Consider the following 10,736-nt stretch of genomic DNA (forward strand, 5'->3'; position numbering starts at 1 on the left):
GTAAAGGGAGGAAGTTGCGCTTCGTTTAATATGTTTAATTCGGTGACTAATATTTCGATTTCACCAGTAGCCATATTTGCGTTTTTAGATTCACGCTCAATAACAGTACCTTTGACTTGGATTACAAATTCTCTACCCAATGATTTCGCGCGACTAAATACCGCTTTATCGGTTCTTTGTTCGTCAAAAATTAATTGCGTAATTCCGTATCGATCTCGCAAGTCGACCCAAATCATAAATCCTTTATCTCTCGATTTCTGCACCCATCCTGCAAGGGTAACTTCTGTATTGATATGTGAGGCATTTAGTGCGCCACAAGTATGACTTCTGTACATTGTTTTAAATTTTATACAAAAGTAAGAACAAAAAAGAAAAGTTTAATTTAAATGGCGCAATTATATTCCTTCATTTTTTCAGAATAGTAATTTTTATGTTATTTTTACCAAAACCTTACACATTTAATTATGAAAAAAATCACAGTTTTATTCTTGTTATTGAGTAGTATTTCTTTTGCTCAAACTCCAGGTAAAGTTAGTTTTTCTGCAAAGATAGAGAATCGTAATTCAGATACTTTAACCATTTATGGGCCCAAAAAATTCAAACAGGTTATTCCGATCAACCAACAAGGCGTTTTTGAAGCAACTTTTGAAATTACAGAAGGCATTCATCAATTTAATGACGGTTCAGAATCTTCAATGATGTATTTAAAAGATGGCGATGCTTTATTTTTGAATATGAATGCAAAAGCGTTTGATGAAACTATTGTTTACAAAGGAAAAGGAGAAAAAGAAAACAATTATTTGGCACAAAAAGCACTTACTGATGAAGCTTTTGAACTAGGCCTTGAAAGTTTGTTAGAAAAAGATGAGGCGGTTTTTAAAGCAGCTTTGGAAAAAAAGAAATCAGAAGATTTAGCGCTATTGGAGGGCTCTGGATTCTATGATAAATTTGTAGCGGCTTACAAGCCAAAAATCATGCAGGATGCTTTTATGTTCCAACAATTTTATACGCAAAAAGCGCTAGCCAAGAAACTCGAAGGGATTGCTTCTCCAAGCTTTAATTATGAGAACCACAAAGGCGGAACCACTAAATTAGAGGATTTAAAAGGGAAATACGTATATATAGATATTTGGGCTACTTGGTGTGGACCCTGTAGAGCAGAGATTCCATTTTTGAAAAAGATAGAAGAAAAATACCATGGTAAAAATATTGAATTTGTAAGTATTTCGGTTGATGTAGATAAAGACCACGAGAAATGGCAAAAATTTGTGACGGAAAAGGAATTGGGCGGCGTTCAATTGTATGCCGATAAAAACTGGAATTCAGATTTTATAAAAGCTTTTGGTATCAATGCTATTCCTCGATTTTTGTTAATTGATCCGGTTGGAAAAGTGGTTAAAGCTGATGCAGCAAGACCTTCTTCTGATGAATTATCTAAGTTGTTGGATACGTTGTTAAAATAAAATTTCAATAAAATACTGAAAGCCAAAGCCTTGAGTTTTGGCTTTTTTTCATACTTTTTTTGCCAATGTTACCAAATTGTTACCAAAAAGTTTTTTTATTGTAAATATATATATATATTTGTTACATAATTATTAACCCAAAAAACAAATGTATATGAAAAATGTAATGATTTATTTGATGTTATTGGTTTCTGGAGTATTATTTGCTCAGGGTGTACAACCAAAATTTGTGGCAGTAGACAGTAATATGATTCAAGCTACGTACTTCTATGATAATGGACAAGTGAAGCAAGAAGGAGCGTATCTTAATGGAAAACTTCATGGGAAATGGATTTCGTATAATGAAGACGGAACTAAACAAGCTTTTGGTGAATATAACCAAGGAGAAAAAGTAGGAACTTGGACTTTTTACAATACGGCAACTACAAATAAAGTGGCATTTGAAAACAGCAGAATTGCTTCAGTAAGTACGATTACTAAAGGTTATTTAGCTACTAAATAAATACGAGTACGTCCAAAATAAAAAAAGTCCCGATAGCTATCGGGACTTTTTTTATGCGTGAAGTGCAATTGATTAAGCATTTGCAGCTTCATTGGTTTGTCTTGCAGTTTTTCTATCGCGTAACCAATACTTTACACGTTTCACCAAGTAAAACATGACCGGTACCATAACTAGTGTTAATACTGTAGCATAGGTCAATCCGAAAATGATGGTCCAAGCCAGCGGTCCCCAGAAAATTACGTTATCTCCACCCATATACAAGTGCGGGTTAAATTCGGTAATTAATGAGAAGAAATCAAAGTTCAATCCGATAGCCAATGGAATTAATCCTAAAACCGCCGTTAAAGCTGTCAATAATACAGGTCGTAAACGTGATTTGCCCGATTCGATAATGACTTCTTTTATTTCTGCTAACGATAAATCATCATGGCTTTGTAATTGCTGATCGGCTACTTTTTTGTCTAATAAGAGTACAAAGAAGTCCATCAATACAATTCCGTTTTTTACTACAATTCCGGCTAGCGAGATAATTCCCATCATGGTCATTAAGATCACAAAATCCATATTGGCAATCACATATCCGTAGAAAACACCACTAAAACTTAATAGTACGGTAAATAAAATTACCATTGTTTTAGACACCGAATTGAATTGAAGTACAATAATAATTGTAATTCCTGCTAACGCCAAGAACAATGCATACAATAAGAAACTTTGATTTTTTCCTTGCTCTTCTTGTACCCCAGAAAACGAATAACTCACTGTTTTTGGGAACGAATAGGTTTTTAACTCAGCAGCAATTTGCTTGGTAATTTCATCGCCATTATAACCGGTTAATACATTCGAATAAACCGTCATGATTCGTTTCTGGTTTTTTCTTTTGATTTGATTATAAGTGGTCGTTTTTTGGGTTTCTGATACCGCCGAAATAGGTACTTGCATCATTTGTCCATTGTTCTGATTTCTAAACGTAAGCGATTGATTGAACAATACATCTTCATTCTTACGTTGGTCTTCTTGCATGCGCATTGTAATGTTATAGTCGTCATCACCTTCTTTATACGTAGAGATTTCCTGACCATACACCGAACGACGTAAATTAAATCCTAACTGACCTGTGGAAACACCCAAGCTTCCCGCACTTACACGATCTACTTTTACTTCTAATTCCGGACTTTCTTTATTGACATCAACACTCAATCGTTCAATTCCTGGAATGTTTTTAGCATTTAAGTAAGCGATCATTTTATCAGCTTCTATCAACATTTCTTGGTAATCTATACCTGTTAATTGAATACTAATAGGATAACCAGCTGGTGGACCGTTGGCGTCTTTTTCTACCGTTACGGTTGCACCTGCAATACCTTTTACTTTCGCACGAATTTCATCTAAAACTTCTGTAGTATTTACACCTCTTCTAAATTTGTATTCCGAAAAATTTACGGTTACTTTTCCTTTGTAAGGCGTTTCTGAAGCTGAACCTGCATCTACATTTGGATTTCCAGCACCAACACCCACTTGCGAAACAATACTTTCGGCTAAGTAATTTTTATTGGTTTCTTTATCCACATATTTTTCTAAGATGGCAATTACTTGTTTTTCTACAAAAAGTGTCGATTTATTTGTTTTGGCAATATCGGTTCCTTGTGGGTATTCGATATACGTAATGACTTGATTTGGAATATTATCTGGGAAAAATAATACTTTTCTTGGAAAAATTCCTAGTAAAATAAATGAGAAAAACAGCATTCCAATAATCGATACTAATGCCAACCAAGCTCTTTTTCCAGTTAAAATTTTTGCCAAGAAATTTTTGTATTTTTCTTCCATTTTTGGAAAAAAGTTGTGCTGAAAATCTTGTGTCCATTGGTACAATTTGATTTTATACAACCACATTAATCCTAGAGAAATAATTGCTAAATGTCCGATGGCTTTTGCAACAGTGGTATCGGTAAGGTGACCAATTGTTACAAAAACAATAGCTAAAACACTGAATAGTACGGTATATAGTTTTGCCGATTTATTGGAAACATTGCGATCTTCGGTATCCATTGAACCTCCAGTCATAGCTGCATTTACAACCATCGCTACAAATAATGATGCCGTTAATGTTACCGTTAAAGTGATTGGAAAATATTTCATGAATTTACCCATAGTCCCAGGCCATAAAGCAAAAGGTAAAAACGCCATTAAGGTGGTCGCCGTAGAAGAAATAACAGGCCACGCTATTTCGCCAATACCAATTTTGGAAGCCGAAACTTTGTCCATGCCCTTTTTCATATTGGCAAATACGTTATCAACTACTACAATTCCGTCGTCAACGAGCATTCCTAATCCCATTACCAATCCGAACAATACCATAGTATTCAAGGTTAATCCGAAAGCTGATAAAATGGTAAATGCCATTAACATAGAAAGTGGAATGGCCGCTCCTACAAATAGCGAATTTCGCAATCCCATGGTAAACATTAAGACAATCATTACCAATACAATTCCAAAAATAATATGGTTGGATAATTCATCTACTTGATGTTCTACACGCGAAGATTGGTCATTAGAAAGTTCAATTGTTAAATTGGAGGGCAAATAGGATTCTTTTGCTTTTTCTAATTTTTCTTTTACTTGTTCAATGGCAGAAATCATGTTTTGATTGGAACGTTTTTTAACATTCAACATCACCACTTCTTGCCCTTTTTCGCGGGCATAGGTTGTTTTTTCTTTTTCTTTAAAATTGACAACCGCAATGTCTTTTAAGTAAACGGTTCCTCCAAATGATTTTACAATAATATTTTCCAGTTCTTTAGGGTCTTTAATTTCCCCAACAATTCGAATATTATTTCGAGAGCCTTGCGAAATTAAATTCCCGCCCGAAAGGGTCATGTTTTCATACTTCACCGCGTTTTGGATTTCGTCAAATGAAACCTGAGCAGCGGTCATTTTGAAAATATCCACGGCAATTTCGACTTCTTTATCGTCTACTCCTAGAATGTCCACTTTTTTTACTTCGGCAATTTCTTCGATGTCATCTTGCAACAATTCCCCATATTTTTTGAGTTGTTGTGTGGTATAATTTCCTTTTAAGTTGATGTTCAAAATAGGCACTTCCTCTGAAATGTTTAATTCAAACACATTAGGTTCCACTTTACTGCCGTTGTCTAGATTTGGCCAATCAGAATCGGCTTTTTTAACATCAACTTTGTCTTTGATCTTAGTTTTGGCGTCTTCAATAGTAATGTTATCAGCAAATTCTACAATGATCATTCCGTAATCTTGGAAAGAATTGGATGTTATTTTTTCAACTCCCGAAATATTTTTAATTTCTTTCTCAAGGGGTTTGATAATTAATTTTTCTACGTCTTCCGCTGAGTTTCCTGGGAAAACAGAAGAAATGTATACCTTATTTTCGATTATTTCTGGGAAATCTTCACGAGGCATTGTTACGTAAGCGATTACACCCGTAATGACAATAAGCAATGTTAAGATATATACTGTAACTCGATTGTCTACAGCCCAACTCGATATTCCGAATTCTTTGTTTTTATGTGACATATGTTTTTGTTTCAGGTTTCAGGTTTCAAGTTTCAGGTTTAAGCGTTTTGAGAACAACTTGAAACCTTAAACTTAAAACAATTATATTTTAGAAATTTAATTTCATTCCGTCTGCAATGTTATTTACACCTTCGGTTATAATTACATCATTTGCAGCTAAGCCGCTTAAAATTTCAGTTACATTGTTAGACGATTTACCCAATTTTACAAGTACTTTTTTCGCAACACCTGATGTTCCATTTATATTAGTTGCAATAAAAACAAACTTTTGATGTTCACCATCTTCTTGCACTACATTAGTGGGCACTACAATGGCGTTGTTGACAGTGTAATCTATTATTTTTAGTTTAGCGACTTGGTTGGGACGCAATAAATTATCGGGGTTGGGCACACTTACTTCAATTCCGAAACTTCTGTTGTTTGGATTGATAAAGTTAGCCACCTGGCGCACTTTTCCTTTATAGGTTTTTCCTAAAGACGTTAAGAACACATCCACTTCTGTTCCAGGTTTTAATTTTCCAATATAAGTTTCCGGCACGGTTGTAGAAACATACATGTTGGACAAATTTACAATGCGCATCAATCCTTGTGGATTGGGAGCCACTACTTGACCACGTTCAACAAATACATCATCAATAGTGCCCGAAAAAGGAGCGCGTATAACCGTTTTAGCTACTTGAGCTCTCATTTGTGCTACTGCTTTTTGAGCAGAGATCATTTGTGCTTGCGCTTGTAAAAACTGAATTTCGGAACCAATTTTTTTATCCCAAAGATTTTTTTGACGTTCAAAAGTGGTTTTGGCTAATGCATATTGGTTTTCTATGCTTGCTAATTGCTGACCCATTCCGGCGTCATCAATTTTTCCAAGCATTTGTCCTTTGGTAACGCGTTGACCTGCCTTTACGTACAAAGCCGTTAACGTACCACTAAATTCGGGCTGAACTACAATATTTTCCTTAGTATTTACATTTCCTTGAACTTCTAAATAGTGATTGAAAACAGTATCTTTTAAGGTCGATGTCGTTACTAAAGCTTCCTCCTTTTTAACATCCAGTTTCGCTAAAGCTTCCTCAATTTTGGATAAATCGGCTTGAAGTGTCGCTTTTTTGTCTTGTAGCGCTGCTACATTTTTGTTTGAAATTAATTGATCAACAGTTGCGTCATTTTCTTTTTTAGAACAGGCTAAAACTGCTATGTATAGGGCGGTAATTATAATTATTTTTTTCATGAATTTATGGTTATGTTTGTGAAATATTGACTTTATTTAATAATTAATTTACTAGTTTTTCTAGGGTTGCTTTTTTGTTGATCACGTCAAGCATAGCTTGAAGATAACTTTGTTGTGCACTGTATAATTGGCGTTGGGCCTCGGTTAAATCAAAACTACTAGCTAATCCCTCTTTGAATTTAATTTGATTTTTAGATTCTATGCGTTCGGCTAAATTTAAATTGCTTTTGGAAGTTGCCAACTGTTCAATGCTAAATTCATAATCGCTTTTTGCTTTTGCGAACTGTAATTTTAATTTTTGTTCGGTTTCGGTTACTGAAGTTTTGGCTTGTTCCAAAGCAATTTTAGCTTGCTGTGTGCGAGAGCTTCTCCCCAAACTACTGAATACAGGGACATTTAATCCAACGCCTACATTCGAAAAATTATTCCATTTTTGAGTGTTGTTTAAAAAATCAAATTGATTCGCAAATGAATTGTATCCAAAATTCAGCTGAGCGGCAAGTGAAGGTAAGGCTTTACTCTGTTCTAATTTTAGTAGTAATTGTTTGCTTTTTTCTATGTTTTTACCGATTTGGTAATCAATAGTATTTTCTGCCTGAAATTCTTTTTTCAACAACGCTAAATCAATATTGTTTTGGGTCAAGGTATTCAACTGGTCCGTAAGTATTAATTCTTCTTCTAAATCAATTCCCAAAAGTAATTTTAGCAAATCTACTGCAATTCTTTTTTGTCGTTTAACATTTTCCAACGAACTGCTTAAACTGGCTAAAGTTATTTGAAGTTGTTCCACATTTTCTTCTTCAATTAATCCATTTTTAAGGATTTCTTTAGTATCAGCTAGTGTTTTTTCTAGAATTTTTTTATTGTTTTCTAGGATTTTAATGCTTTCATCGGCTAGCAATACATTCCCATACGAATTGATGACCATTTCTCTAATTTCTTGACCCGTTTTTACTTTGGCGTTTTCCGAAATTTGTAAATAGGTTTTAGCGGATTGAAGTCCTACTAAATAAGAACCGTCAAAAATCAATTGGCTCAAAGTTAAATTTCCAATCGCTACGTGTTTAGTTCCAAAAGCTAGCAATACAATATCGTTTGGATCTGCTGCTGGATTAAATGCATTTGCCGCCGCTCCTTGTTTGGTAAATTCAAACGTATTTTGATAATTTAGCGATCCATTAATTTGTGGCAAACCCATGGTTGTTGTTTCCCATTTTTTCTTTTTTGCCGCTGTAACATCTCTATTGGCGTTGATCATAGAATAATTGTTTTTCACCGCATGCTCTATGGCTTGCTCTAACGTGAATGAAAAGGAAATTTTTGCTTCTTGTGCCCACAGCAAAGAAGCAATTAGAAGGCAGAGTACAGTTAATTTTTGTTTCATATATTATAAGTCTATTTTAATAATTGCTCTAGTTTTTGAATTCCTTTTTCGGTACAAATGCCTCTCAAATGATATTCTAAATAAATCATTTGTGTTGACAAGGAAGGAAATTTTTCGGGATGAAATATTTCAGTGTCTTTTAAACTGGTCATTCCAGCAAAATAAAAGCGTGCAATTAAAGCGGTATTGATTTCTTTTCTAAAAAACCCTTGTTCTATCCCTTTTTCTAAATTAACAATTACACAATCGCCCATTTTCTCAAATTGTCGCATCATTAATGTTTTATGAATTTTCGGATAATATTTTTGCAATTGATGAATAGGAGAAGCGCTTTCGTTTTTTAAGTTTTTCATGACAAAATCTTTGATCAAAAATAACTCTTCTACAGGGTTGTTTTCCAAAGCACAGATTTCGTCAATTCCACATGAAATGGTTTCAAACAAATGCATTGTGGAGGCTTCTACTAACTGATCTTTATTACTAAAATGTTGGTAAATTGTTTTTTTTGAAATTCCCATTTCTGTAGCAATATCATCCATAGTAACACTTTTGAAACCGAGTGTTAAAAAGAGATCTGTTGCTTTTAGTAAAATTTGGTCTTTCATTATTTTATCAAGTCCTAATGTAAAATTTGGTTTTTTAATTTGTCGCAAAGATATAGCGGAAACTATTAACACAAAAATAGTTTCCAAAGTTTTTACGTAAATTTAACAGTTGATTAATTTGTTCCGTTTCAGATTATTGAAGTAAATTAGCCAAAAATTAAGCAGTATGCATTCAGTTTCCTACTATCAAGAAAAAATGAAGGATCATTTTTTACAAATTGTGGCACAGAAAGAGCCCAAAAATTTATACGAACCTATTCATTATATTTTGTCGTTAGGTGGAAAAAGAATGCGACCGGTTTTGACTTTAATGGCCAGTGAAGTTTTCAATTCCGATTGTGAAAAAGCCCTGCCAGCTGCTACAGCGATTGAGGTATTTCATAACTTTTCATTAATTCACGATGACATTATGGACGACGCCCCGTTGCGCAGAGGCCATCAAACCGTTCATGAAAAATGGGATTTGAATACGGGAATATTATCGGGTGATGCGATGCTTATACTAGCGTACCAATTCTTTGAAAATTACAAACCCGATACCTTTCAAAAATTAGCAAAATTATTCAGTAAAACGGCTTTAGAAGTTTGCGAAGGACAGCAATATGATGTTGATTTTGAGCTGCGAAACGATGTCACGATTCCTGAATATCTAAAAATGATCGAATACAAGACTGCCGTATTGGTTGGCGCTGCAATGAAAATGGGAGCAATCGTAGCCGAAACATCCGATGAAAACGCCAATTTAATCTATGATTTTGGTTTGAATTTAGGTCTTGCTTTTCAATTACAAGACGACTATTTAGATGCTTTTGGAAATCCAGAAACCTTCGGCAAACAAGTTGGAGGCGACATTATTGAAAACAAAAAAACGTATTTGTATTTAAAGGCAATGGAATTTGCAAATAGTGAAGCCCAACAGCAATTGGCACATTTATTTGCAAGTCAGCCAACAGATTATCAAGAAAAAATTACTACAGTTACCGGTATTTTTAATGCGTCGGGTGCTAGTGAAGCCACCAAAAAAGCGATTCAAGAGTATACTTTTAAAGCTTTTGACACCTTGGATAAAATGGATATTTCGCCCGAAAAGAAAGTTATTTTGAAAGCTTTTGGCGAGAGTTTAATGGGTAGAAACGTGTAACAATATGCCAATTTATTAATTTGATAATGTGTCAATAATACTGTAAATGAATTTTATAAACCCAATAGATATTGACGCATTAATTTCGCAAGCCGAAGAAGAAGCCTTGTACTTTAAATTGATTGAGCAGGTCAACAAAGATTTTGCTTTGGCAAATGAATCCTTAGATGTCCCGGCGAGTATTTTTCCGTTTGAGTTTAAAAATTTAGTACAAGAAAAAATCTACAAACTCATTCAATACAAATTTGCCGAATATTTGAATTTGTTGTATATCATTGACGTTTCGGAAGAACAGATCAAAAAATTAGACGGTTCTGATTTGGTAGAATTATCCGAACAAGTTGCTTTTTTGGTACTCAAACGAGAGTGGCAAAAGGTGTGGTTTCGGAACAAGTATTAATTAGTCCAATTCACTTTTTAAGATTACTTTATGCCATAATTCTATGCCATCTTTGTTAAATAAGGTTAGTTTAAGTTGTCTTTTCTCCTTTTTTCCAGAAAAAGAAATCATACCAAAGCAGTTTTCGGCAAACAAACTTCCTTCAACCCTATTTGTATTTATGTCGTCTTTATAGGATGTGCCAATACCAGACGTTAATGGCGAAACGGTCCAATCATAAATCGAGGTAGTTTCAGTAAGAGCAATTTTAGATAATTCTGTAAAATGCCTATCGCCGCTCAGAAATACAACGCCTTTTATGTTGTTCGCTTTAATTTGATCCAATAGATATTTTTTTTCTTCATTATAACACGCATAATTTTCAAATCTTGCGGCAGTATTTAACACTTGACCCCCAATAGCAATGATTTTGAAGGATGCCTTAGATGAAGACAGCGCATCGATTAACCATTCAAGTTGTTCCT

10 protein-coding genes are annotated in these 10,736 nt (G+C 34.3%); 4 read left to right on the top strand and 6 right to left on the bottom strand.

The features are described 5' to 3' along the window. The coding region (locus ACIQ6Z_RS07640; protein ID WP_396210317.1) for an OB-fold nucleic acid binding domain-containing protein at window positions 1-335 on the bottom strand (335 nt) is incomplete at its 3' end. 129 nt (window positions 336-464) lie between these two features. On the opposite strand from ACIQ6Z_RS07640, the gene ACIQ6Z_RS07645 reads away from it, so the two are divergent. Further along, window positions 465-1,463 (top strand): TlpA family protein disulfide reductase, encoded by a 999-nt coding sequence (locus tag ACIQ6Z_RS07645; protein WP_396210318.1) that lies wholly within the window; start codon window positions 465-467, stop codon window positions 1,461-1,463. A gap of 154 nt (window positions 1,464-1,617) precedes the next feature. Then, window positions 1,618-1,965, top strand: coding sequence for a toxin-antitoxin system YwqK family antitoxin (locus ACIQ6Z_RS07650; RefSeq protein WP_396210319.1), 348 nt, complete (start codon window positions 1,618-1,620; stop codon window positions 1,963-1,965). A gap of 72 nt (window positions 1,966-2,037) precedes the next feature. Here the strand turns inward: ACIQ6Z_RS07650 and ACIQ6Z_RS07655 are convergent, their stop codons facing one another. The 4 genes from ACIQ6Z_RS07655 to ACIQ6Z_RS07670 all read right to left on the bottom strand — a co-directional run bounded on the left by ACIQ6Z_RS07655 (window position 2,038) and on the right by ACIQ6Z_RS07670 (window position 8,731). After that, complete coding sequence (locus ACIQ6Z_RS07655; RefSeq protein WP_396210320.1) at window positions 2,038-5,514, bottom strand: efflux RND transporter permease subunit; 3,477 nt, start codon at window positions 5,512-5,514, stop codon at window positions 2,038-2,040. A gap of 88 nt (window positions 5,515-5,602) precedes the next feature. Next, window positions 5,603-6,742, bottom strand: coding sequence for an efflux RND transporter periplasmic adaptor subunit (locus tag ACIQ6Z_RS07660; protein WP_396210321.1), 1,140 nt, complete (start codon window positions 6,740-6,742; stop codon window positions 5,603-5,605). A gap of 43 nt (window positions 6,743-6,785) precedes the next feature. Then, window positions 6,786-8,126, bottom strand: coding sequence for a TolC family protein (locus ACIQ6Z_RS07665; RefSeq protein WP_396210322.1), 1,341 nt, complete (start codon window positions 8,124-8,126; stop codon window positions 6,786-6,788). An 11-nt stretch (window positions 8,127-8,137) separates the two neighbouring features. Next, window positions 8,138-8,731, bottom strand: a complete 594-nt coding sequence (locus ACIQ6Z_RS07670) for a TetR/AcrR family transcriptional regulator (protein ID WP_396210323.1) — start codon at window positions 8,729-8,731, stop codon at window positions 8,138-8,140. A gap of 166 nt (window positions 8,732-8,897) precedes the next feature. Here ACIQ6Z_RS07670 and ACIQ6Z_RS07675 point away from each other — a divergent pair, with 166 nt between their 5' ends. Continuing rightward, window positions 8,898-9,872 (top strand): polyprenyl synthetase family protein, encoded by a 975-nt coding sequence (locus ACIQ6Z_RS07675; RefSeq protein ID WP_396210324.1) that lies wholly within the window; start codon window positions 8,898-8,900, stop codon window positions 9,870-9,872. Between the two features lie 46 nt (window positions 9,873-9,918). Beyond that, a complete protein-coding gene (locus ACIQ6Z_RS07680) occupies window positions 9,919-10,272 on the top strand; it encodes a hypothetical protein (RefSeq protein ID WP_396210325.1) in 354 nt (117 codons plus the stop codon). On the opposite strand, the gene ACIQ6Z_RS07685 is transcribed toward ACIQ6Z_RS07680, so the two are convergent. Further along, window positions 10,273-10,736: alkaline phosphatase D family protein (locus tag ACIQ6Z_RS07685; protein WP_396210326.1), on the bottom strand; the 464-nt coding region annotated here is incomplete at its 5' end.

The sequence above is a fragment of the Flavobacterium sp. genome, from assembly GCF_044376915.1.
Classification (GTDB): domain Bacteria; phylum Bacteroidota; class Bacteroidia; order Flavobacteriales; family Flavobacteriaceae; genus Flavobacterium.

Bases quoted from the DNA above. Each gene is read 5' to 3' on its own strand.
- ACIQ6Z_RS07645 (WP_396210318.1), top strand. From the start codon at position 465: ATGAAAAAAATCACAGTTTTATTCTTGTTATTGAGTAGTATTTCTTTT.
- ACIQ6Z_RS07650 (WP_396210319.1), top strand. From the start codon at position 1,618: ATGAAAAATGTAATGATTTATTTGATGTTATTGGTTTCTGGAGTATTA.
- ACIQ6Z_RS07655 (WP_396210320.1), bottom strand. From the start codon at position 5,514: ATGTCACATAAAAACAAAGAATTCGGAATATCGAGTTGGGCTGTAGAC.
- ACIQ6Z_RS07660 (WP_396210321.1), bottom strand. From the start codon at position 6,742: ATGAAAAAAATAATTATAATTACCGCCCTATACATAGCAGTTTTAGCC.
- ACIQ6Z_RS07665 (WP_396210322.1), bottom strand. From the start codon at position 8,126: ATGAAACAAAAATTAACTGTACTCTGCCTTCTAATTGCTTCTTTGCTG.
- ACIQ6Z_RS07670 (WP_396210323.1), bottom strand. From the start codon at position 8,731: ATGAAAGACCAAATTTTACTAAAAGCAACAGATCTCTTTTTAACACTC.
- ACIQ6Z_RS07675 (WP_396210324.1), top strand. From the start codon at position 8,898: ATGCATTCAGTTTCCTACTATCAAGAAAAAATGAAGGATCATTTTTTA.
- ACIQ6Z_RS07680 (WP_396210325.1), top strand. From the start codon at position 9,919: ATGAATTTTATAAACCCAATAGATATTGACGCATTAATTTCGCAAGCC.